The 22163-nt window shown below is 63.3% G+C and carries 16 protein-coding genes; 12 read left to right on the top strand and 4 right to left on the bottom strand.

Annotated elements, in window-relative coordinates; all coding sequences use genetic code 11:
- The first annotated feature begins 8 nt into the window (after positions 1 to 8).
- The 6 genes from BUB23_RS05290 to BUB23_RS05260 all read left to right on the top strand — a co-directional run bounded on the left by BUB23_RS05290 (position 9) and on the right by BUB23_RS05260 (position 8898).
- On the top strand, positions 9 to 950 hold the full coding sequence (locus BUB23_RS05290) for a carbon-nitrogen hydrolase family protein (protein WP_073102034.1): 942 nt from the start codon (positions 9 to 11) through the stop codon (positions 948 to 950).
- 9 nt (positions 951 to 959) lie between these two features.
- Positions 960 to 2024 (top strand): phenylacetaldoxime dehydratase family protein, encoded by a 1065-nt coding sequence (locus tag BUB23_RS05285; RefSeq protein ID WP_073102033.1) that lies wholly within the window; start codon positions 960 to 962, stop codon positions 2022 to 2024.
- 46 nt (positions 2025 to 2070) lie between these two features.
- Positions 2071 to 3291 (top strand): NADH:flavin oxidoreductase/NADH oxidase, encoded by a 1221-nt coding sequence (locus BUB23_RS05280; protein WP_143160886.1) that lies wholly within the window; start codon positions 2071 to 2073, stop codon positions 3289 to 3291.
- Positions 3292 to 3580: 289 nt separating this feature from the next.
- A complete protein-coding gene (locus BUB23_RS27780; RefSeq protein WP_425439524.1) occupies positions 3581 to 6094 on the top strand; it encodes a tripartite tricarboxylate transporter substrate-binding protein in 2514 nt (837 codons plus the stop codon).
- 11 nt (positions 6095 to 6105) lie between these two features.
- Positions 6106 to 7479, top strand: a complete 1374-nt coding sequence (locus tag BUB23_RS05265; RefSeq protein ID WP_073102031.1) for an MmgE/PrpD family protein — start codon at positions 6106 to 6108, stop codon at positions 7477 to 7479.
- Positions 7480 to 7575: 96 nt separating this feature from the next.
- Positions 7576 to 8898 (top strand): MmgE/PrpD family protein, encoded by a 1323-nt coding sequence (locus BUB23_RS05260; RefSeq protein WP_073102030.1) that lies wholly within the window; start codon positions 7576 to 7578, stop codon positions 8896 to 8898.
- A 45-nt stretch (positions 8899 to 8943) separates the two neighbouring features.
- Here BUB23_RS05260 and gcvA read toward each other — a convergent pair whose 3' ends face one another.
- Positions 8944 to 9876 carry a transcriptional regulator GcvA gene (gene gcvA / locus BUB23_RS05255; RefSeq protein ID WP_073102029.1) on the bottom strand — a complete coding sequence of 311 codons (933 nt, stop codon included), beginning with the start codon at positions 9874 to 9876 and terminating at the stop codon, positions 8944 to 8946.
- Positions 9877 to 10101: 225 nt separating this feature from the next.
- Between gcvA and BUB23_RS05250 the strand changes: the two genes are divergently transcribed.
- The 3 genes from BUB23_RS05250 to BUB23_RS05240 are packed head-to-tail and all read left to right on the top strand — an operon-like array spanning position 10102 to position 14569.
- Positions 10102 to 11577 carry an aldehyde dehydrogenase gene (locus tag BUB23_RS05250; protein WP_073102028.1) on the top strand — a complete coding sequence of 492 codons (1476 nt, stop codon included), beginning with the start codon at positions 10102 to 10104 and terminating at the stop codon, positions 11575 to 11577.
- A gap of 35 nt (positions 11578 to 11612) precedes the next feature.
- Positions 11613 to 12404 carry an enoyl-CoA hydratase/isomerase family protein gene (locus BUB23_RS05245; RefSeq protein WP_073102027.1) on the top strand — a complete coding sequence of 264 codons (792 nt, stop codon included), beginning with the start codon at positions 11613 to 11615 and terminating at the stop codon, positions 12402 to 12404.
- Between the two features lie 5 nt (positions 12405 to 12409).
- Positions 12410 to 14569: an acetate--CoA ligase family protein gene (locus BUB23_RS05240; protein ID WP_084135762.1), complete on the top strand. Its 2160-nt coding sequence runs from the start codon at positions 12410 to 12412 to the stop codon at positions 14567 to 14569.
- Here the strand turns inward: BUB23_RS05240 and mdeB are convergent, their stop codons facing one another.
- Positions 14570 to 17266 carry an alpha-ketoglutarate dehydrogenase gene (gene mdeB, locus BUB23_RS05235; RefSeq protein WP_073102026.1) on the bottom strand — a complete coding sequence of 899 codons (2697 nt, stop codon included), beginning with the start codon at positions 17264 to 17266 and terminating at the stop codon, positions 14570 to 14572.
- Between the two features lie 139 nt (positions 17267 to 17405).
- On the opposite strand from mdeB, the gene BUB23_RS05230 reads away from it, so the two are divergent.
- From BUB23_RS05230 to BUB23_RS05220, 3 genes are read left to right on the top strand one after another with little or no spacing between them, the layout of a single operon-like run.
- On the top strand, positions 17406 to 17876 hold the full coding sequence (locus BUB23_RS05230; RefSeq protein WP_073102025.1) for an Lrp/AsnC family transcriptional regulator: 471 nt from the start codon (positions 17406 to 17408) through the stop codon (positions 17874 to 17876).
- Positions 17877 to 17906: 30 nt separating this feature from the next.
- The gene (locus tag BUB23_RS05225) at positions 17907 to 19637 is read left to right on the top strand and encodes an ABC transporter permease (protein WP_073102024.1); all 1731 of its coding nucleotides are present in this window, start codon (positions 17907 to 17909) and stop codon (positions 19635 to 19637) included.
- Positions 19638 to 19654: 17 nt separating this feature from the next.
- Positions 19655 to 20950, top strand: coding sequence for an ABC transporter ATP-binding protein (locus tag BUB23_RS05220; RefSeq protein WP_073102023.1), 1296 nt, complete (start codon positions 19655 to 19657; stop codon positions 20948 to 20950).
- Between the two features lie 36 nt (positions 20951 to 20986).
- Here the strand turns inward: BUB23_RS05220 and BUB23_RS05215 are convergent, their stop codons facing one another.
- Both BUB23_RS05215 and BUB23_RS05210 read right to left on the bottom strand, forming a co-directional pair.
- Positions 20987 to 21424 carry a nucleoside deaminase gene (locus BUB23_RS05215; protein ID WP_073102022.1) on the bottom strand — a complete coding sequence of 146 codons (438 nt, stop codon included), beginning with the start codon at positions 21422 to 21424 and terminating at the stop codon, positions 20987 to 20989.
- 64 nt (positions 21425 to 21488) lie between these two features.
- Positions 21489 to 22139: a beta-ketoacyl synthase chain length factor gene (locus BUB23_RS05210; RefSeq protein WP_245801165.1), complete on the bottom strand. Its 651-nt coding sequence runs from the start codon at positions 22137 to 22139 to the stop codon at positions 21489 to 21491.
- Between the last annotated feature and the right edge of the window lie 24 nt (positions 22140 to 22163).

Here is a 22163-nt window from a genome sequence, read left to right as displayed (position 1 = left end):
CGAATCAGATGTCGCAGTTTTTAGCAGCAGTAGTACAAGCCTCGCCCATAGCGGGAGACACGCAGGCCAGCGTCGAAAAGGCTGCCAAGCTTATCGCCGAGTGCGGACGCAAAGGCGTCGACGTCGCGGTGTTCCCCGAAGCGTTTATCGGCGGCTACCCCAAAGGCGCGAACTTCGAGATCGCCGTTGGCATGCGCACCGCCGCCGGCCGGGAAGAATTCCGCTGGTACTTTGAACAAGCCATCGCGGTGCCGGGTCCGGAAACCGAGATCTTGGCGCAAGCGGCACGCGACGCCGGCACGTTCGTGACCATGGGCGTCATCGAACGGGACGGCGGCACGCTTTACTGCACGGCCTTATTCTTTGGCAAAGACGGCGGGCTCATGGGTAAGCATCGCAAGCTTATGCCTACCGCCGCCGAGCGTCTGTGCTGGGGGTTTGGGGACGGATCGACCCTCACGGCCGTGCCGACTCCCTGGGGGAATATGGGCGCCGTCATCTGTTGGGAAAATTACATGCCCCTGTTGCGTACAGCAATGTATGACAAGCACGTGGCGATCTACTGCGCGCCGACCGCCGACGACCGGGACACCTGGGTTCCCACGATGCAGCATGTGGCGCTGGAAGGCCGCTGTTTTGTGCTTTCGGCGTGTCAGTACCTTAAACGCGGCGACGTTTCCGACGCGCTCAAGAACCACATCACGGATGCGCCAGGCGATGTCTTGATGCGCGGCGGCAGCGTCATTGTGGATCCTTACGGCAAAATCGTCGCAGGTCCCGATTTTTCGGGCGAGACCATACTGGTGGCTGAGCTCGATACCGCCGATCTGGCGCGCAGCAAGTTCGACTTCGACGTCGTGGGGCATTACGCCAGGCCGGACGTTTTCCGCCTGACCGTTGAAGACCGGCCTATGCTTGCGGTGCAGTCGGCATCCGCATCATCACAGTGAGACATTGACATGCCTTTTCACATCGAATACGAAAGAACAGTAGCGGCGCGCCGGCCCGAAGGCCACCAGCCAGCCGCGCCGCGCTATTCCTTGCGTTGGACGCGCCCAGTGCCCACGCTCGTCAGCGTCTATTTTGGTGTACAAGGAAAGTCATTGGAATGGCCTGCGGAGCAGGCCTTCTATGACTTGCTGAGACAAAAGCTGGATAGCGGCAGCGGCCCGGAATCCCTGGAAACCATGCGCTGCCATGACGATGCCGGCTACACCAATGGGATACTCGTCGCTTATTGGACGGATCCGACCCGGTATGCCAAATGGCTGATCGAGAGCGGCTTCAAGCAATGGCTGTCCGCCCAAGAGCGGCTCGAGGGCGAGTACGGCTATTGGTGCGAGGCGATAGTCGTGCCATACGACCGCCACGAAACGATTTATTCGGGGCCTGAATACCGCATCGGATTCAGCAGGACGGCGGATTCCGTCATTGTGCCCATCACCACCAACGGTTTTTTTGGCGCCGCGCGCGACCGTCTTCCGGTGTCGGCGATCGACCCCCTGGACAGCCCCTATGGGAAAAGTCCGATTCCGCGAACGGAGCCGGCTTCCCACGGCGCGCACTTGATGGTCCTGGTGCCGCATAACGTCACGATTCTGCGCTCCGGCCAGTATTGGGAGGGCGCCGGCCAGGCCCAGCTCGATGACTATATGGAAAGCCTGCAGCCAAAACTGCACCGGGGTATGAGCTACCTGGCCAATAACAAGCCTGATACGGGCTGCCTGTCGCTGCGCATCATGACGAACCTGAGCGAAGATGGCACAGCGCGCGCTGAAACTTCAGTGCTGGGCGCGTTTGTATCGTTGCAAAAGCTCGAGGAATGGGCCGCGACGCATGAAACGCATCTGGACATTTACCGCCATGCCATCGCCATGAATCGTCTTTATAAGGAAAAGCGCGAAGTCGTGACATGGCACGAGTTGTTCGTGTTGATGCAAGGCAATTGCTTCGAGTATGTAAACTGCCACCCGGCGACAGGGATGCTGCCATACGGTGAAGTCTGGCAAAGCCGCAAGGAGTAGGTCGGCGGTATTGTGTATCCTATAGACCATTTCATGGATACAGCATATGGTACATACGCCTACCGAAGTCATGTCCGACGGCGCGGCTCCCCTGCTCTTGACGCCGCTGAAGATACGCTCCCTGACGCTGCGCAATCGCATTGTCGCCTCGCCCATGTGCCAGTACGAATCGCAGGACGGCGCCCCCGGCGATTGGCAACTGGTCAACTTCGGCAAGTTCGCTGTCGGCGGCGCCGCGCTGGTGTTCGGAGAGGAAACTGCCATCGAAGCTGCGGGCCGCAAGAGCTACGCTTGCGCCGGCCTATGGAACGACTCCCACATCGCAAGCTACCGCCGCATCACGGATTTCATCAAGGCGCAAGGCGCCAGTCCCGGCGTCCAGCTGGGGCATGCGGGCGGAAGAGGCTCCTGTCATGATGCCGAGCACGATTGGCGGCGGCTGACGGACGAGGATGCGCATGCCGGCATGAAGCCATGGGAATGCCTCGTGCCCAGCGCGCTTCCTGCGCAGGGAGCGTGGCCCAAGGTCCGCGTCATGGACGCAAGCGACATCCGCGCGCATCTGCAATGCTGGCGCGACGCGACGCTGCGCGCGCTCGACGCCGGATATGAGGTTCTGGAGATCCACGGCGCCCACGGCTATCTGATTCATCAGTTTCTTTCACCCGTGATGAATCACAGAACCGACGGTTACGGTGGCAGCCGCGAGGCCAGGATGCGCATGGCTCTCGAGATCGCGGAAACGGTTCGCCGCGCCTGGCCGGCGACCCTGCCGCTATTCTTTCGGGTTTCAGCTGTCGATGGCAAGGGTGGCGCGTGGGGCATCGAGGACACCGTCGCGCTGGCCTGTGCGTTGCGCGAACGGGGTGTGGACGTGGTGGATTGCTCCTCGGGCGGCATCTCCGGCGATTCGTCCATGCCTATCGTGCGCCGTGTCCCCGGCTATCAGGTGGAGTTTGCCGCGCAGGTGCGCCGACAGGCGAATATCGCCACTATGGCGGTCGGGCTGATCACGCGCGCGAACCAGGCTGAGCAGATCCTCCGCGAAGGCCGGGCCGATCTGGTGGCGCTGGCTCGCGAATTGATCTGGGATCCCAACTGGCCGGCGCGCGCCGCCCGCGAACTGATGGGCGAGGACGGCTACCAGTTGCTGCCCGAGAGCCAGTCGAACCGGTTGATTCGAAGGGAAGTAGTGGCCCGGCTGCCGGTCAATAGCGGTATCGGCGTCGCATCCGCCGCCGATGACGAGTTGGCGCAGCGTATATAAATTCCGTTCTGCGGCGCCCGGCTGCTGTTCTTGCCACCGCTTGCAAGACCGGTCGAGCCGGCGGTTCGCATTCTTTTCCGGTTTGCGCGACAAATATCCTTGCATGAAATCTGTTCATCCATGGGGTGGCGTTTGAACGCCAGCCCTGCCCAATGCATGATTGGCAGTCATGCATTTTACAAAAATAATCAATTGAGAGGGGGCAGGGGAATCGGTAAGATGACCTGCATGCACTAAGCATATGGTGAATGCTTTGTCGTGGCTGATGGATTAAAAAAAGGATATGAGGATGGGACAGAATATTCACAACTTTGATGTGATAGTAGTGGGTTGCGGGGTGGCTGGGCTGAGCGCCGCGGTGGCGGCGGCCGAATCCGGAGCGAAAGTGGCGGTCCTGGAACGCTCGACCTATGATGAGCGCGGCGGCAATACGCGCTATACCGAGGCCTGCCTGCGCATGAAGAACGAGCAGGAAGTCTCCGGCGACTTCGAGACGCTGCTAATGGAGAACAGCGGCTACTACATCCAGCCCGATTTCCAGGCCGCCACGGTACTGGATTACGAGAACTGGCCCCCTTTGGTGCGAGCGCTGCCCTTCACTGATCCCGAGCTGATTTCCTTTTTCGTGGATTCGGTGCCCGATGTCATCGCCTGGCTCAAGAGCCACGGTATTCAGTTCGGCGGCACGGGTTTCTACGGGCTGATTCCGCGACCGTCGCCGCGCATCGCGGTGGTCGGCGGAGGCTTGCAACTGGTCGAGACCCTCACGGCATGCGCCGAAAAACTGGGGGTGCAGTTTTTCTACGAGATTACCGCCAAGGAGCTTATCCAGTCCGACTCGGGCGTGGTCTGCGGGTTGGTGGCCACGGACGTGCAAAACCAGCCTATCCGCTTTGAAGGCGGGCCGGTGATTCTGGCTTGCGGCGGCTTCCAGGGCAACCCCGAAATGGTGGTGCGCTATATCGGCGCCAAGGGCCGTTTCCTGCGGCCTATTTCGAGAGGCGGCTATTACAACAAGGGCGAAGGCATCCAAATGGCCTTGCGCGCCGGCGCCGCGCCGGCGGGCGACTATGCGGAGTATCACGGGCAGCCGATCGATCCGCGTTCCAGTGCATCGGAACCGCTGGTGATGGTCTACCCTTATGGGGTGCTGGTCAATCGGCAGGGCAAACGTTTCCTGGATGAGGCGCCCGGTCCGATCGATGCATGCTATGAGGAGGCCGTCCGCACGATTGCGGAGCAGAAGAAGGGCATTGCCTACTGCATCCTGGACGACAAGATCAACAGCATCAATAACTGGCGCCGCACGGTGCGCACGGATCAGCCGCCGGAAAGCGCAGCAGACATCAGGACGCTCGGTGACCGCCTCGGCTTCGATGGCGAGGCCGCGCAACGCACGGTCGATGAATATAACCGCTGCTGCCGGGATGGCACGTTCAATCCTGAAGCCATGGATGGGCTATCCACCGTCGGTTTGACCCCGCCGAAGTCGAACTACGCCGTGCCCCTGGATACGGCGCCCTTTCACGCGTACCCCGGCGCCCTTTCACGCGTACCCCATTACTTCGGCCAACACTTTTACCTTCGGGGGGCTCAAAGTCAATACCAATGCCCAGGTAGTGACGCAAGCCGGTTCCGCGCTCCCTGGCTTATATGCCGCCGGGGAAACGGCGGGGATTTATTACGGCCGATATCCGGGCGCCACGTCCGTGCTGCGTGGAGCGACCTTCGGTCGCCGTGCCGGAGAGCAGGCGGCCGCCCAGGTCAAGGGTTGAGCCGCGGCCACCCTATTCATATAACAAACAATCGAGGAGATTATCACATGAAGAAACTGAGTATGCTGGGGATGGTGGCCGGATTGGCCATCGGCCTGATGGCCGGCGGGGCGCAGGCGCAGAACTATCCCAACCACTCGATCAAGATCATCGTGCCATATAGCGTGGGCGGACCCACCGATACCGTGGCGCGCATCATGGCCGAAAAACTGTCCGAGCGGGTCGGGCAGTCCGTTGTGATCCAGACGCTTCTTGGCGGTGGCGGCATCGTGGGTACGGAGGCTGCTTCCCGCGCCAAGCCCGATGGCTACACGCTCTATTTCGGGGCGAACTCCATGGCTATCTATCCGCACGTGCGGCCGGCCGGCACCACTCTTTCATTCGACCCGCTGGATTTCGTCGCCGTCGGCGGTATCGCCAGATCCGCCCATGTGCTGCTCGCGTCCAAAAGCTCGGGCATCCACAGCGTGGCCGAGCTGGTCGGGAACGCCAAGAAGCAGCTCGATGAGACGGTGACATACGGTTCGGCCGGCGTGGGCGGGACGACGCACCTGCCGCTGGCATTCTTTGCGCGGGATGCGGGCATCACCTTGCTGCATGTGCCATACAAGGGCGCCGCGCCTGCGATGGTCGACCTGCTGGCCGGCCGCATTGATTTGTCGACACCAGGATATTCGGCGGCGCTGAACGAGCCGATAGATAGCGGCAAAGTCGTGGCGCTGGCGGTGACCTCGGCGCAGCGCTTGTCATTCCTGCCCAAGGTGCCTACTTTGGTCGAATCAGGCTATCCGAATATGGAATTTCCCATCTGGTACGCGCTGTTCGCGCCGAAGGGCACGCCCCAGGAGGTGGTCGATGTAATAAGCAAGGAGCTCAAGGTCATGGCTCAAGACGCCGAATATGTCAAGAAACTGGCAGACCAGGGAAACGAGGCCGCGTATGTGTCGCCTCAAGATTTGCACGACACCCTGGCGCAGCAGACCAAAGACGTGGGTGAGCGTATCCGCTCCCTCGGTCTGCAGTTCTAGGATAGGCGCCGATGACTGGGGAAAAGGTGACGCCGGCCGCCGGGGGCCTGACGGCCACGCTGGCGGCCCGGGCCGTGTCGCTGCGGTATGCGCAGCTGCCGGAAGAGGTGCGTACCGTGGCGCAGGACTGTTTGGTGGATTGGCTGGGATGTGCGCTGGGCGCCCTTGGCGAGCCCGTCAGCCAGATCGTGGCGGAGGTCGCGCTGGAAGAGGGCGGGCATGGCCAGGCGACCGTGATCGGGCGGGCCGAGCCGGCCACCCTGATGCAGGCGGCGTTGATCAACGGGGCGGTGTCTCACGCGCTGGACTACGACGATGTGAATCTGACGGTTCCGGGCCATATGTCAGTGGCCATCCTGCCGGCATTGCTGGCGCTGGCTGAACAGCGGAATGCCGGCGCTGCGGAGTTTCTGGCTGCTTTCGTGTCTGGCTATGAAACGGCCTGCCGGGTGGGGGCGCTGGTGGAACCAGCCCATTATGCCAATGGCTTTCATGCCACGGCCACTATCGGCAGCCTGGGGGCGGCGGTGGCCTGTGCCCATCTGCTGGGACTGGACGCGGAACAAACCGCTCACGCTCTGGGGGTGGCAGCCACGCAAGCCTCGGGGCTGAAGGCCATGTTCGGCACGATGGCTAAACCGCTGCATGCGGGGCTGGCTGCGCAGGCCGGCTTGCGCGCCGCCTCGCTTGCGCAGAAAGGGTTTGTCAGCCGCGCGGACGTGCTGGAATGCCCGCAAGGGTTCGCCCAGGTCCATGGCAGCGACTTTCACCCGGAGGCTGCATTGGCGCAGCCGCCGGGGGGCTTTCATCTGCTGGGCAACCTGTTCAAGTTCCATGCCGCATGCTACAGCACGCATTCGACGATCGAAGCAATAATGGCGCTGCGCGAACAGCATGGCTTACATGCCGCAAGCGTTCGAGGCATCCATGTGCTGGCGGGCGAAGGATGCCGCATTTGCAATATCCAGCAGCCGGCTACTGCGATGGAGGCCAAATTCAGTCTGCGGGCTACGGCTGCTTTTGCGGTGCTGGGTATGCCCACCCATGATCTGGATTGCTGGTCACGGGTGGCGGAGCCCGAGGTGGTGTCGATGCTCAACCGGGTGCACATCGAATTGGTGCCAGGCATGAGTCTCAGTGAATCGGTGGTGACGGTGACGCTGGAGGATGGCCGGGCGTTGCGCCAGGCATTCGATTGCGGCATCCCGATGGCCGACAAATCGGCGCAGTCCGCGCGTGTGCGGTCGAAATTCGCGGCTTTGGCCGAACCGGTATTGGGAATCGCGCGGCTGGATAGCGTGCTGGCTGCGCTTGCGCAATTGGAGCAGGCAGGAGGAATAGCTGCCCTCGCCCGGACATTACGGGTTCGCTTGGCGCAAGTCTGATGGCGCTTGCCCGGATCGGCTTGCGTTCCTGCCAGCCGTCGCGGAGGGAGGGGCCGGCTGGCGCGCGTTCGTCTGTTGAAGTGGTGTGGAGCAAATATGTCTGATGAATTGTTGGCCCTGGGTGAAATCGTCGCCGGTACGGATTGGGCTCAGGCCTCGCAACCGCAGCAATGCGCCGTCGACCAGGGAATACGGGCCTCGCTGCTGTGTGCCTTATTGGGAGTGGAGCGCGAGCAGGCGGTCTGGCCCTATCGGCCGCGAGCCGCCGATCCGGGGGTGTTTCCGGGCGATACCGCCGCTCTCCTGGGCGGACTCTTCGCCCCTTTTGATGGAATCGGCTATCTGGCAACGCTGGCGGGGGCGGCCGACCTGGATCCCATGGATCCGGGTCCGTCGCACACCGTGCTGCCAGCCACGCTGGCGGCATGCGTGGCGCGCAAAGCCATTTGCGGCGAGGCCGCGGGCGGCGCATGCGACGATGGCGACCTCGGGGCCGGGGTGCTCGCCGGTATAGAGGCCGGCTGGCGGGTCCGCCGCGCCATTACCGGCGCAAGGCCGGGGCTGGGATTTCACAGCCCGGGAGTCTTCGGCACGCTGGCCGCCGCCGCTGCGGCGGCGCGCGTGCTGCGCCTGGATGCGGCGCGATGCGGCGATGCCATGGCCATTGCCTTGACGCGCGCGTCGGGCCTGGCTGTCAATAGCGCCGCGTCCATGATAGGCATGACGCACTTCGGCTGGGGTACGCTGCATGGCCTGGAGGCGGCGCTGCTGGCCGCGCACGGCTGGTCGGCCTCGCCCGATGTGCAGCGAGCGCTGTCCACGCTGTTCGGTGAGGGCAATGCAAGCCTGGATCGCATTGTGGGCGGCGACACCAGCCTGGCGGCTGCCACGAACTTGGTTTTCAAGCATTACCCCTGCAATATTTACGCCAATCTGCTGGTGCAAATGCTGGAGCAGGTCAACGACTCTCCGTTGGAGCGCATACATATCCGGATGCCCTGGATACCGCACCTGGATTGTCCGGCGCCGCGCGATGTGCGTCAGGCGCGCAACAGCGTCCAGGCCGTGGCTGCGGTGGCCGGGGCGGGGGACACATCATATGCTGCATTCTCGGGCCCGCCCGGTCCATGGCAACCGGCGCAAGGGGTCAGACGCCTGCTGGCCAACATTGAACTGGAGATGGATAGAAATGCGCCGACCCAGCTAAATCAAGCGGTGCTGGCCGTGCGTGCCTGGCGGGGCAACCGGCTGGTACTCGACGCCCAGGGGGCCATGCGCGATCTCAAGGGATGGGGCAGCGAGCATGCCCGGCGGCTCATGCACGGGTCCGATCCACACGGCGGCGTGGATGCGCTCTACGCAGGCAGCTACCTGAGCGGGTACGCCCATGTGAAGGCTCGCTCGCTGGCCACTGGGTAATGGGGCAGGGCGCGCAGGATTACCCGCCTGCCGAACCCGGCGCCATCATTCCGGCTCGTTGTGCGTCTGGGGGATCTCATAGGCGGGCTTGTCTGCCTGTATCTCGGCCAGCAGCCATTGACGGAACGTCTCCAGGGCGCTGCTGCCCTCGTGCCGGGGCGAGGACAGCAAGTAATACGAACGGTCGGATAGTTCAGTGTTCGGAAACACTTGAGTCAGCAGGCCTTTGCGCAGGTCATCCTGGACCAGGAAGTTCTGGGCAATGGCAATCCCCAAGCCTTGCTGCGCCGCCAGGTAAGCCATGGCGGAAGATTCGAACTTCATGCCTTTGGCCGGGTTGATGTCGTGCACGCCCACGGACTTTAGCCAGACATTCCAGTCATCGGGCCGGGCCAGCGAGTGCAACAAGGTAACGTTGCGCAGATCGCCGGGGTGGTTCAGGGGCCACCTGGACAGGATTTCACGCGGCCCTCCCACTGCAATCAGCCATGAATTGAACAACTTGTCGGCACGGACGCCTTCCTTGAGATCGCCGGGAATGGTGCGTATGGCCGCGTGAATGTCGGATTGATCGAAGTCCAGGGGAGCCGTCGATGCGGTCAATCGCACATCGATCTCCGGATTGACGCTCAGGAATTTGGGCAGCCGCGGGATCAGCCAGTTCATGGCGAACGAGGTATACGCATGCAGATTGAGAACGTTCTGCTTGCCGGAGGAGCGCAACTTGCGGGTGGCCAGGTCGATGCGCGCAAATGCCCCCACCAGCTCATGCATATAGGTATGGCCTTCCGGTGTCAGCGTCACCATGCGGTGGCTGCGATAGAACAGCGGCATGCCGAACAGCTCTTCAAGGTTGCGGATATGCCGGCTTATGGCTGACTGGGTGAGAAAAAGCTCCTGCGCGGCTTTTGTGAAACTTTGATTGCGGGCTGCCGATTCGAAGGCGCGCAGGGCCGTCAAGGGTGGAAGCCGTGACATCTTTGCTCCATGTATGATTTTTACTCATGAATTGTAGCTCAAAAAGTTGATTGAACGCCTACGCTCGCGGTGTGACAATTGTGATTGAAGGCGGGAAGAATCCAGATTTTCCCGGCGCCACAGGCCGGCGGTGTACGGGACGCGAGCCTGGTCCGAGGCAGGTCTCAGGTCTGCTGCCATCGCCATAAACATAATTTCTGTTCAACTAACTGGGAAGCCAGATTCATGACCCGTTATCAACTTTTCATCAATAACGAATGGGTGGAACCGCACAGCGGGCGCTGGTTCGACTCGCTGGACCCGTTCACGGGCGAAGCCTGGGCGCAGATCCCTCGCTGTGACGCCACCGATGTCGACCGGGCTGTCAAGGCTGCCGCCGAGGCCTTTGAAGGCCCGTGGTCGAAACTGCCTGCAAGCGAACGGGGCATGATCCTGCATCGCCTGGGCGCCCTGATCGAACGGGATGCCGAGCATCTGGCCGCCATTGAAAGCCGTGACAATGGCAAGCTCAGAAACGATGTGCTGGGCCAGATCAAATACCTGGCCAAATATTTCTATTACTACGGCGGGCTGGCCGACAAGATCCAGGGGGCGGTCGTGCCCATCGACAAGCCCAAGGTCTTCAATTACATCAAATACGAGCCCATGGGCGTGGTGGCAAGCATCACGCCCTGGAACTCTTCTCTGCCACTGACAGGCTGGAAGATGGCCCCCGCGCTGTGCGCGGGCAACACGATGGTCTGCAAGCCATCGGAATTCACCTCGGCATCACTGTTTGAGTTGGCCAAGCTGGTGGCCGAAGCGGGGCTGCCGCCCGGCGTATTCAATATCGTGACGGGCTCGGGCGCCGAGGCTGGCGGCCCGCTGGTGGGCCATCCATTGGTGCGGCGCATAGCATTTACCGGCGGCGATGAGGCCGGGCGCAAAATCTACATGGCCGCCGCGGAGGGGTTGAAGCGGATATCGCTGGAACTGGGCGGCAAGTCGCCCAACATTGTCTTTGACGATGCCGATATGGAGAGCGCGGTCAACGGTGCGTTGACCGGAATCTTCTCGGCATCGGGGCAGACCTGCATAGCCGGCTCTCGCCTTCTTTTGCAGGCATCGATCCATGATGAATTTGTCCAGCGCATGCTCGACAAGATCCGGATGGCCAGGATCGGCGACCCTGCCGACCCCTCCATGGAACTTGGTCCCATCGCCACCAGGCCGCAGTTCGAGAAGGTGCTGCGCTATATCGACATTGCCCAGCAGGAGGGCGCGCGCTGTGTCGCCGGCGGGCATGCGCTCTCCGGTCCTGGTTACGGCTGCGGCCAGTTTATCGAGCCCACCGTGTTCGTCGATGTTCGCAACGACATGCGCATCGCACAGGAGGAAGTCTTCGGGCCAGTGCTGTCGGTAATCCGGTTTCAGGATGAAGAGGATGCCATTCGCATCGCCAACGACATTCGCTTCGGCCTGGGCGCCGGCGTCTGGACCAGAAGCCTGCACCGGGCGATGCTGATGGCCGATCGGATCAGGGCCGGAACAGTGTGGATCAACAATTACCGTTCCAGCAGTTACACGACGCCGTTCGGAGGGGTCAAGGATAGCGGCATCGGGCGGGAAGGCGGCATCGAGGCGGTCAAGGAATACATGGAGCCCAAAAGCGTCTGGATCTCCAGCGACTTGCCGATGCCCAGCCCTTTCTCGGGCAAGTAAACCTCTTGCCGAATATCACTTTCATAAAGTCTGCCATGGAACTCTCATTGATTGAACTCGAAACGTCGTCCGGCATTGCTACCCTTGCCTTGAATCGTCCGCAAAAGCGCAATGCCATAAGCGACGCCATGCGCGCCGAGCTGATAGAGGCGCTGGAACTGGTGGCGAACGACACCTCCATCCGCGCGCTGGTGATAACCGGGCGTGGAAATGGTTTTTGTGCCGGCGGTGACATCGCCGGCATGAAGCAGCGCCTGCAAGCGCCAGCCGGTCAGGTGGCTTTCAATGGCTGGGCCCGCCAGCAGGGCGTGCATCACGCTCAGACGCTGCTGTATGCCATGCCCAAACCCACCATCGCGGCGGTCAATGGCCCGGCCACAGGGCTGGGCGCCGACCTCGCTCTGGCCTGCGACTTCATCATGGCCAGCGATGCCGCAAGCTTCGCCTGGTCCTATATCCACCGCGGGCTGATTCCCGATGGCGGCGGCATGTACTTTCTGCCCCGCCGGGTGGGACTGTCTCTCGCCAAGGAACTGATATTCACCGGCCGCAAAGTCGCGGCGCAGGAAGCGGTGGACATCGGTCTGGTCGACCGCCAGGCCAATGCCGAAACGCTGCTGGCGCAAGCACAGGCTTGGGCCGCGGAGTTGAGCCACGGCTCGGCCCCTGCGCTGGCATTGGGCAAATCAATTCTGAATCAGTCCTTCCAATCGTCCGCGCAACAGATTTTTGCGTTGGGCAGCCAAGCGCAGGGCATGTGTTACACAAGCACCGAGCACCATCAAGCCGTGGCGGATTTTCTTGCCAGCACCGTCACCAAGGGATAAGTAGAATGGATGTACTCAAGAAATTGCTGCGGCCGCGCAGCGTGGCCATTATCGGGGCTTCCGCGGACACTGCCAAGACGGCATCGCGTCCGGTGACATATCTGGTCAAGCACGGCTACGCTGGCCGTATCTATCCCGTCAACCCCAAGGTCGCGCACATCGGTGGGCTGACCTGCTACCCCGACGTGGCGTCGCTGCCGGAAACGCCGGACGTCGCCATCGTATTGTTGGGCGTGGAACGGGCGCATTTGGCAGTGCGCGAACTGGCCCAGCGGGGCACCGCCGCCGCCATCGTGCTGGCCAGCGGCTACACCGAAGTGGGCGAGGACGGCAGCCGCCGTCAGCAACAACTGTTGGAAGCCGCCGGCTCCATGCGCATACTGGGCCCCAACACCATCGGACTGGTCAACCTGACCGACGGCATCGTGCTGTCAGCATCCGGCGCATTGGAGATGGACGAGTTTCCCGCCGGCATAATCGGGGTGGTTTCGCAAAGCGGCGGTATCCTGGGTTCATTGCTGTCGCGCGCGGCAGCGCGCGGCATCGGCTTATCCAAGCTGGTTTCCACCAGCAACGAAGCTGACTTGGAACTGGCCGACTTCATCGAATACCTTGCCGACGACGAGGCCACGCAGGTGATCGCGCTGTATGTAGAGTCGGTTCGCAACCCCAAGCGTTTCCACGCCGCCGCCCTGAAAGCCGCCCGGGCCGGCAAGCCCATCGTGGCCTTCAAGATTGGCCGCTCGGAAGCCGGCGCCCGGGCCGCTGTTTCGCACACAGGCGCCTTGGCGGGCGCTGATCGCATGTACGACGCCCTGTTTCAGCAAGTGGGCATTATCCGGGCCCAGACGTTCAGCGAGCTTATGGATATCCCGGCGGCGCTGGCGACCGGCCGGCGCCTGAAGGGCAAACGCGTCGCCATCCTCACATCAACGGGTGGCGCGGGGACTCTGGTTTCCGACAGTCTGGGCTTGGCCGGTTTTGAAGTCCCTCCGCCCGATGCTGAGACAGCCGCGGCTTTGCGCGCATTGCAAACCGGTGATTCAGCCGCGCTGGATCGCAACCCCATCGATGTCACCCTGGCCGGGCTGCAGCCGGCTCTGCTGCGCGCCGCCATACGGGCGTTGCTGGCCAGCCCGTCTTACGATGCCTTGATCATTGTCGTGGGCGCATCCAGCCTGGCGATGCCGGAACTCATGGCTGACGCTATTCGGGACTGCCTGCCTCTGTCGGATAAGCCTGTCATAGCCTTCGTGAGCCCGCACGCCCCGGAGGTCCTGGCCTTGCTCACGCGTCGCGGCGTGCCCGCTTACTTTTCGCCGGAGGGCTGCACCGCTGCCATGACCGGCCTGCTTTACGCCAGCGAGTGGCAAGCTTCCGAGCCGTCGCCCGCGATGGCGGCCCTCCAGATGCCGGCCTGCCATCCAGAAGGGGTGCAGGACGAGGCGCAGGCCAAGCAGCTCTTTGCGCATTTTGGCATTCCTTGCGTGCGCGAGAACATCGTGGCCGATAGCGCTCAGGCAGAGGCTGCCGCAAGGGCTATGGATGGTCCCGTGGTCCTCAAGGTGTTGAGCAGCGCAATCACTCACAAGAGCGAGGTCGGCGGCGTGGCGGTCAATGTGTTGCCGCAAGCCATCGGCCAGCGCCTGGCGGCGATGGCCGTCGAGGTGCAGGCCCGGTCAGGCATCCGGCCCGAGCGCTACCTGGTGCAGGAGATGGTTTCCGGCGGCGTCGAGCTCATCCTGGGCATGCACAGCGATGCCCTGGGCACCGCGATTCTGCTGGGGATAGGTGGCGTGACGGCGGAGCTTTTCCAGGATACCACCTTGTTTTTGCTGCAGCCCGGTAGCCCGCTCAGCCGCGAGGATGCCCTGTCCATGGTACATAAAATCAAGGCCTGGCCTTTGCTGGACGGGTTCAGGGGCGCTCCCAAGGCGGATATCGACGCCCTGGTCTCGGCCATCGTGGACTTCTCGAAGATGGTGCAGCAATTAGGCGACCAACTGCTGGAGGCCGAGATCAACCCGCTGTTCGTCCTGCCGGACGGGCTGGGTGTGCGGGCAGCCGACGGCATAGTGGTGATGGCCCCGGCCGTCGAAGCCAGCGGCGGCGCCGGTCTCGACCCTGTTCCTTCGGCGCTTTGCCTTTCTGGATCCTCTGCCTGATCAAGGCCTGGGCGCCGGAGGTGGGCGCTTGCCTTGCCCCAGGCTCACCAGCGCGGCATTCACTATCGCCTCGGCATCCACATTGAAGAACCGGCGCAGTTCGGCGCGCGTGTCGCTGCGTCCGAAGCCGTCGGTGCCCAGCGTGATGTATTCGCAGCCATCGGGGACATAGGCGCGTATGGACTCGGGAACCAGGCGCACATAGTCTGTTGCGGCAATGACTGGGCCGCGGCAGGCGGCCAGCAGCCCGGCGATGAAGGGCTGGCCTTGGCGGGGCTCGCCCGCAAGGCGCGCCGACAGGTGGCTGGCGCCGTCGCGCGCCAGTTCGCTCCAGCTGGTAATGCTCAGCACGTCGGCGGCGATTCCCATGGCGGCCAATTCCCGGGCGGCCTTGATGACTTCGGTCAGTATGGCGCCCGAGCCAAGCAGGGTGACGCCGCGGGCTGCGGGGCCGCCCGCGGCGCCGGCGGCTTCATGGCGCGCATACCGGTAGCCGCCGCGCAGGATGGCGTCGCTGACGTCCTCGGCCAGCGCGGTATGGGCGTAGTTTTCGTTCATGGTGGTGATGTAATAGAACACATCCTGCTGCTCGACCAGCATTTCGCGCATGCCGCGGTCGAGGATGACCGCCAGTTCGCAGGCGAAGGCGGGATCGTAGGCCTTGCAGTTGGGTATCGTGGCCGCCCACAGATGGCTGGTGCCATCCTGGTGCTGCAGGCCCTCGCCGGCCAGGGTAGTGCGCCCGGAGGTGGCGCCGATCAGGAAGCCGCGCGGGCGCTGGTCCGCGGCGGCCCAGATCAGGTCGCCGACCCGCTGGAAGCCGAACATGGAGTAATAAATATAGAAGGGCAGCATGGCGGCGCCGTGCACGCTATAGCTGGTGGCGGCCGCCACCCAGCTGGAGATGGCGCCCGCTTCGCTGATGCCTTCTTCCAGTATCTGCCCGTCCATGGCCTCGCGGTAATTCAATATGGAGCCGATGTCTTCGGGCTCGTAGCGTTGCCCCACGCTGGAATAGATGCCGACCTGCTTGAACAAATTGGCCATGCCGAATGTGCGGGCCTCGTCGGCCACGATGGGGACTATGCGCGGGCCCAGCGCGGCGTCTTTCAGCAAGGCGCCCAGCATGCGCACGAAAGCCATGGTGGTCGACATTTCGCGGCTGCCGTCGCTATGCGTCGCAAAGCGCCCATAGCTGGCGAGTTCCGGCACCGGCACGGCCGCCGCCCCGGTTTGCCGGGCCGGCAGGTAGCCGCCGAGCTTTTCGCGGCGCTCATGCAGATAGCGCATGGCGGGGCTGTCGCCGGGCGGCTTGTAGAATTCCAGCCCCTGGACCTGCGCATCGGTCAGGGGCAGCTTGAACCGGTCGCGAAACGCCAGCAGGTCGGCGTGATCGAATTTCTTCTGCGAATGCGTCGTCATGCGGCCCTGGCCGGCCTCGCCCATGCCGTAGCCCTTTTTCGTGTGCGCCAGGATAACGGTGGGCTGCCCCTGGTGCCTGGCCGCCGCGGCATAAGCCGCATGGATCTTCACCAGGTCGTGGCCGCCGCGCCTGAGCAGGTCTATCTGTTCGTCGCTCAGGCCCTCGGCCAGGCGCTCGAGGTCTTCGTTCTGGCCAAAAAAATGCTCGCGGTTGAACCGCCCGTCCTTGGCGGCGAAGGTCTGCATCTGGCCATCGACCGTATCCGACAGGGCATGGCTGAGGGCGCCGTTATAGTCGCGCGCGAACAGGCCGTCCCAATCGCTGCCCCATAGTGTCTTGATGACATTCCAGCCCGCTCCCAGGAACAGTTTTTCCAGTTCGTCGATGATGCGGCTGTTGCCGCGCACCGGGCCGTCCAGGCGCTGCAGATTGCAGTTCACGACCCATACCAGGTTGTCCAGGCCTTCGCGGGCGGCAAGCGTCAGGGCGCTCATGGATTCGGGCTCGTCCATTTCGCCGTCGCCGAATACCCCCCAGACTTTGCGGCGGCTGCAATCGACCAGGCCGCGGTGAGTCAGGTAGCGCATGAAGCGCGCCTGGTATATGGAACTGATCGGCCCTATGCCCATGGACCCGGTCGGGAATTGCCAGAAATCCGGCATGAGATAGGGGTGCGGGTAGCTGGACAGGCCGCGCGCGCCATGGCGCGGGCCGCGCAATTCCTGCCGATAATGCTCCAGGTCGGCCTGGTCCAGCCTGCCCTCCAGGAAGGCGCGCGCGTAGACGCCGGGAGCGCTATGGGGCTGGAAGAACACCAGGTCGCCGGCATGCCCGCCGCCAGTGGTGTCGCGGGCATGAAAGAAATGGTTGAAGCCGACCTCGAACAGGTCGGCCGCGCTGGCGTAGCTGGCGATATGGCCGCCCAGTTCGCCATAGGCGGCGTTGGCCCGCAGCACCATGGCCAGCGCGTTCCAGCGCATGATGGCGCCCAGGCTTTCTTCCAGCGCAAGATCGCCGGGAAAGGGCGCTTGTTGCCGCAGGGCAATGGTATTGACATAAGGCGTGCCCATGGGCGGCTTCCAGGCGATATGCGCCCGGGACGCAAGCCGGTGCAGTTCGTCCAGCATGAACCTGGCCCGTTGCGGTCCGTGGGCCTGCAGCAAGGACAGGAAGGCGTCACGCCATTCGCTGGTTTCCTGGGGATCGGCGTCGGCGTCGGCGTCGGCGTCTGCGCGAGTGGTGGTCCAGTGCTGCAAGGGGAGGGGTGCGTTCATGACAGGGGCTTCCCGCGTGGGTTGGAAGGGCAGTGTTTTTACTATTCTGGGCGATCGCGGCAAGAATGTGCTGTTAAAATCAGGCGTGAATCCCCATTGTTTCGGCATGAAATGCCGAAAAACAAATCAAATCGACGCAATGAAACTGGACACCATCGATCTCCGCATACTCGACGAGCTGCAGCGCGACGGCTCGCTGAGCAATGTCGAGCTGGCCCGGCGCGTGCATTTGTCGCCTTCGCCATGCTTGACGCGGGTCAAGGCGCTGGAAGCGCAGGGGATTATCGTTCGCTATGTGGCGCTGGCCGATGCGGCCGCCCTGGGCCTGGGACTGAACGTCTTCATTTCCATCAGCCTGAAGTCGCAGGACAAGCAGGCATTGGCAAACTTCGAGCAGCGCATCGTCGCGCATGACGAGGTCATGGAGTGTTATCTAATGACTGGCGATTCCGATTACCTGATACGCGTGGCGGTGGCCGATATCGCGGCGCTCGAGCGCTTTATCCTCGACCAGCTCACCCCTATCCCGGGCATCGACAAGATCCGTTCCAGTTTCGCGCTCAAGCAAGTGTCTTATAAAACCGCCCTGCCGCTGAAGATCGCGGGGTAATTCGCCGGCGCACTATCCTGGGAGCGCATGATGTTCGAGCTGTTTCGCCAGCGCCGAGTGGGGCGCTCGTGGCTGGTGGCGGCGCCCAACCGCTGGGATTGGGCGCTGTTGCCTCTGGTGCTGGCCGTGCTGGCGGCGCTCGCATTCGGCGCCGCGCAAATGGACCAGCCGTTCATCGCGGGCGCGGCCACCCCGATTTCGCTCTCCCCGATTTACTTGCCGTATTACCTGCTGCGCACCATTCTGCGCATGTTCATGGCGCTGGCCTGCTCGCTGCTGTTCTGCTTTGCGTACGCGGCGATCGCCGCCAAGTACCGCGCCGCCGAAAAACTGATGATTCCCCTGCTGGATATCCTGCAGTCGGTGCCGATACTCGGTTTCCAGGCAATCACGATCGCTCCCTTCATCGCCTTGTTTCCGGGCAGCTCGCTGGGCGTCGAATGCGCGGCCGTCTTCGCGATCTTCACTTCGCAGGCCTGGAACATGACTTTCAGCCTGTATGAGTCCATGCGCACCGTGCCCGAGGAGCTCAATGAAGCCGCGCGCGTGTTCCGCCTGTCCGGCTGGCAGCGTTTCTGGCGGCTGGAACTGCCTTTCGCCACGCCCGGGCTGCTATGGAACATGATGATGTCGATGTCGGGCGGCTGGTTCTTCCTGGTGGCGGCCGAGGCCATTTCGGTCGCCGGGCAGGATATCAAATTGCCCGGCATAGGCGCCTACATCGCGGTGGCCATCGCCGCCGAGAGCGGCCGGGCGATCGCCTGGGCCATCGGCGCCATGCTGATCGGCATCATGCTGTACGACCAGCTGTTCTTTCGCCCGCTGCTGGCGTGGGCCGACAAGTTCCGCTTTGAAGAAACCCAGGGCGAGACCGCGCAGCAATCCTGGCTGCTCGATTGGGGGCGGCGCAGCAGCTGGGTTCGCGCCTCGACGGAGCGCTTCTGGGCGATGCTGCGAGCGGCGCTGGGCTGGTTCAGCCTCGGTCCCGCGAGCGCCGCCGCGCCGCGCCTGGCCGCGCTTGGCCCCTTGCTGGCGCGCGCCTGGGAGGTTTTCCTGGTGCTGGCGGCGCTGGCGGCCGGCTGGCGGCTCGCGGTTTTCATCCATGTCGAGGTGGGCTGGCGCGAGGTAGTCCAGGTGGCGGGGCTGGGCCTGCTCACCCTGTTGCGGGTCGTATTGCTGATCGGGCTGGCGTCGCTCGTGTGGGTGCCGGTCGCCGTCTGGGTCGGCCTGCGCCCGCGTTATTCCCGGCGGGCGCAGGCCTGGGTCCAGTTCCTGGCGGCCTTTCCCGTGAATTTGATATTCCCCCTGGCGGTGTATGTGCTGCTCGCATTCAAGCTCAATGCCAATGTCTGGCTCAGTCCGCTGATGATCTTTGGCACCCAGTGGTATATCGTGTTCAATGTGGCGGCCGGCGCCTCCGCCATCCCGAACGACTTGCGCCTGGCCGCCGACAGCCTGGGCCTGCGCGGCTGGCTCCGGTGGAAGCGGGTCTACCTGCCCGCCGTGTTTCCCAGCTATGTGACCGGCGCGATCACGGCCAGCGGCGGTTCCTGGAACGCCAGCATCGTCGCCGAATACGTCAGCTGGGGCAAGACCACTTTGGTGGCCGACGGACTGGGGAGCTATATCAAGCAGATGACCGATGCCGGGGACTTCCATCGCATCGCGCTGGGTATCGGCATGATGTGCGTCTTCGTCATGGTATTGAACCGCTACTTCTGGCGCAGGCTGTATATATTGGCTGAAAATCGGGTCCGTTGAGGTGTCGAGGAAGAATCATGAGTACGAATGTGCTGCTGCAGCTGGATGGCGTCGCCAAGTCATTCCGGAGCGCCGACGGGGCGCCGCGCCCGGTCCTGGAGAATATCGATTTTTCCCTCGCCGAAGGAGAAATCGTCGCGCTGCTTGGCAAGTCCGGTTCCGGCAAGTCGACCCTGCTGCGGATCATGGCCGGCCTGCTGGCCGCGGATGCCGGCACGGCCAGCTACCGCGGCGCGGCGGTTCGTGGCCCGGTGCCGGGCATAGCCATGGTGTTCCAGTCATTTGCGCTGTTCCCCTGGCTGACCGTGCAGCAGAATGTCGAGCTGGGCCTCGAAGCGCAGGGCATGCCGCCGCGGGAGCGCGACGGGCGCTCGGGCGCGATGCTGGAGCTGATGGGCCTGGCGGGTTTCGGCGGCGCCTTGCCGCGCGAACTGTCGGGCGGCATGCGCCAGCGGGTGGGCATCGCCCGGGCCCTGGTGACGAATCCCGATGTATTGTTGATGGACGAAGCCTTCTCGGCGCTGGATGTGCTGACCGGCGAAACGCTGCGCGACGACATCCTGGATCTGTGGAATAGCCACCAGATTCCCACCAAGGGCATGCTGATCGTATCGCATAATATTGAAGAGGCCGTCATGATGGCCGACCGCATCATCATCCTGTCGAGCGCGCCCGGGCGGATACGCAATGAAATCAGGATAAGCCTGCAGCGGCCGCGCAGCGCGGATGCGGCTGAAGTCCGCGCGCTGGTGGACGAAGTGTATGGCTTGATGACGGCGCGTCCGGCGCAGGGAGCCGTCGCGGCCGCCGCCGTGCATCCGGGCTATCGCTTGCCTCGCAGCAATGTCAGCCACATGGCGGGCGTCATCGATTTGCTGGCGGGGGCGCCGTTCAACGGCCGCGCCGATCTGCCTCAGCTCGCCGACCAGGCGGAGCTGCCCGACGAGGAGCTGTTCCCTACCTACGAAGCGCTTGGCTTGCTGGGCCTGGCCTATGTCGAGAAGGGCGACATTGCATTGACTCCGCTAGGGCAGCGCTACGCCGCCGCGGAGCAGACGCTGCGCCAGGAAATCTTCGGCCAGCAGTTGTTGACGCATGTCGCGCTGGCCGGCCGCATCCGCCAGAAGCTGGAGCAGGAAGCTAGCGGCGCGCTGCCTGAAAAGCCGTTTCTCGACCTTCTGGAACAGTTCATGAAAGCGGACGAGGCCAAGCATGTGCTGGAAGTGGCCATAGAATGGGGACGCTACGGGGAAGTCTATGAGTACGACTTTCATAGCGGCCTGTTGAAGCTGCCGGATCAGGACGAGGAGTAATGCCCTGAAGGGCGGGGCTTGCGCTTGGGCTCGTGGTCAAACGCCGATGTCCTCGTTCCAGAGCTCGGGCTTGGCGGCGATGAAGGCGCGCATCAGTTCCAGGCAGTGGGAGTCCTGCAGCACTTCCACCTGCACGCCGCGCGAGCGCAGCAGCGCTTCCTCGCCCATGAAGGTCTGGTTTTCGCCAATGACGATGCGCGGAATGCCATACAGAAGAATGGCGCCGCTGCACATGGCGCAGGGCGACAAGGTGGTGTAGAGCACCGACTCGCGGTACACGCTGGCCGGCTGGCGCCCGGCGTCTTCGAAGGCGTCCATCTCGCCATGCAGGATGGCGCTGCCTTTCTGCACGCGCCGATTGTGTCCTCTGCCGATGATGCGGTTCTTGTGCACGATCACCGATCCGATCGGGATGCCGCCTTCGGCGAGGCCTAGCCTGGCTTGTTCGATTGCGGCTTGCAGGAAAAGGTCCATGGTAGCTCCTTGTTGTGTCGTCATGGCGGCCAGCCGCCGGTGCCGGGCAGGGGGCGCGCGGCGTTCATGAATTCCGTGTCCAGAGCCACTGGCGATCCGCGCCGGCGTTGCGCAGCGACGCGGAACCCAGGCACAGGTGGCGCACGAAATTCAGCGCGTTGGGCCAAAGCGGCGAGCCCTGCGGTTCGCCCTGGTCCCGCTCCAGGCGCCATTGCATGCCGCGTTCTATGCGAAAGGCGACGGCATAGGAAAACGGCACATCTTCTATCCATGGCATGTAGGCGGGCGGAGGGCGTTCTTCGGCCAGCACCACCAGCGCGGCGCGCGCGCCGCGGCGCAGAAGGAAGGCGGCTTCCATGAAGGCATACTCCAGGCCGTCCCGGTTGACCGACAGCGCGATGGATTCGGCCTTGCCGCCCCGCGCTTTCGACCACATGCCGGCAATGGCATTATGCACGGATAATCCGAAGGAGGTGGGCGACAGGCCTTCATGGCGCCCCATCGCCTGCAGCAGGGCGAAGCTGCGCGTGGTTTCGCCATGCTGCGAGGCAAAGACCAAGGGTATGGGCGGCCGGTTGTCGGCCAGCGGCCAGGCGCAGTCGAACACCATCCGTGCCATGGGGCTGAGGCGGCGTCTTTGCACAGGGGTCAGGAAATCCAGTGAGGGGGATTCGTGATCGCTCAGTGGACAATAAGGGTTATGGGCCCATTGCATCCAGCTTTCCGCATCGCGCATTTC

This window comes from Pollutimonas bauzanensis (assembly GCF_900129885.1).
Taxonomy (GTDB): domain Bacteria; phylum Pseudomonadota; class Gammaproteobacteria; order Burkholderiales; family Burkholderiaceae_B; genus Pollutimonas; species Pollutimonas bauzanensis.
The sequence above is the reverse complement of the archived record's forward strand: the minus strand, read 5'-3'. Positions and strand labels throughout refer to the sequence as shown.

Excerpts from the sequence above, each read along its gene's own strand:
- BUB23_RS05290 (WP_073102034.1), top strand. The coding sequence starts at position 9 with ATGTCGCAGTTTTTAGCAGCAGTAGTACAAGCCTCGCCCATAGCGGGA.
- BUB23_RS05285 (WP_073102033.1), top strand. The coding sequence starts at position 960 with ATGCCTTTTCACATCGAATACGAAAGAACAGTAGCGGCGCGCCGGCCC.
- BUB23_RS05280 (WP_143160886.1), top strand. The coding sequence starts at position 2,071 with ATGGTACATACGCCTACCGAAGTCATGTCCGACGGCGCGGCTCCCCTG.
- BUB23_RS27780 (WP_425439524.1), top strand. The coding sequence starts at position 3,581 with ATGGGACAGAATATTCACAACTTTGATGTGATAGTAGTGGGTTGCGGG.
- BUB23_RS05265 (WP_073102031.1), top strand. The coding sequence starts at position 6,106 with ATGACTGGGGAAAAGGTGACGCCGGCCGCCGGGGGCCTGACGGCCACG.
- BUB23_RS05260 (WP_073102030.1), top strand. The coding sequence starts at position 7,576 with ATGTCTGATGAATTGTTGGCCCTGGGTGAAATCGTCGCCGGTACGGAT.
- gcvA (WP_073102029.1), bottom strand. The coding sequence starts at position 9,876 with ATGTCACGGCTTCCACCCTTGACGGCCCTGCGCGCCTTCGAATCGGCA.
- BUB23_RS05250 (WP_073102028.1), top strand. The coding sequence starts at position 10,102 with ATGACCCGTTATCAACTTTTCATCAATAACGAATGGGTGGAACCGCAC.
- BUB23_RS05245 (WP_073102027.1), top strand. The coding sequence starts at position 11,613 with ATGGAACTCTCATTGATTGAACTCGAAACGTCGTCCGGCATTGCTACC.
- BUB23_RS05240 (WP_084135762.1), top strand. The coding sequence starts at position 12,410 with ATGGATGTACTCAAGAAATTGCTGCGGCCGCGCAGCGTGGCCATTATC.
- mdeB (WP_073102026.1), bottom strand. The coding sequence starts at position 17,266 with ATGAACGCACCCCTCCCCTTGCAGCACTGGACCACCACTCGCGCAGAC.
- BUB23_RS05230 (WP_073102025.1), top strand. The coding sequence starts at position 17,406 with ATGAAACTGGACACCATCGATCTCCGCATACTCGACGAGCTGCAGCGC.
- BUB23_RS05225 (WP_073102024.1), top strand. The coding sequence starts at position 17,907 with ATGTTCGAGCTGTTTCGCCAGCGCCGAGTGGGGCGCTCGTGGCTGGTG.
- BUB23_RS05220 (WP_073102023.1), top strand. The coding sequence starts at position 19,655 with ATGAGTACGAATGTGCTGCTGCAGCTGGATGGCGTCGCCAAGTCATTC.
- BUB23_RS05215 (WP_073102022.1), bottom strand. The coding sequence starts at position 21,424 with ATGGACCTTTTCCTGCAAGCCGCAATCGAACAAGCCAGGCTAGGCCTC.
- BUB23_RS05210 (WP_245801165.1), bottom strand. The coding sequence starts at position 22,139 with ATGCAATGGGCCCATAACCCTTATTGTCCACTGAGCGATCACGAATCC.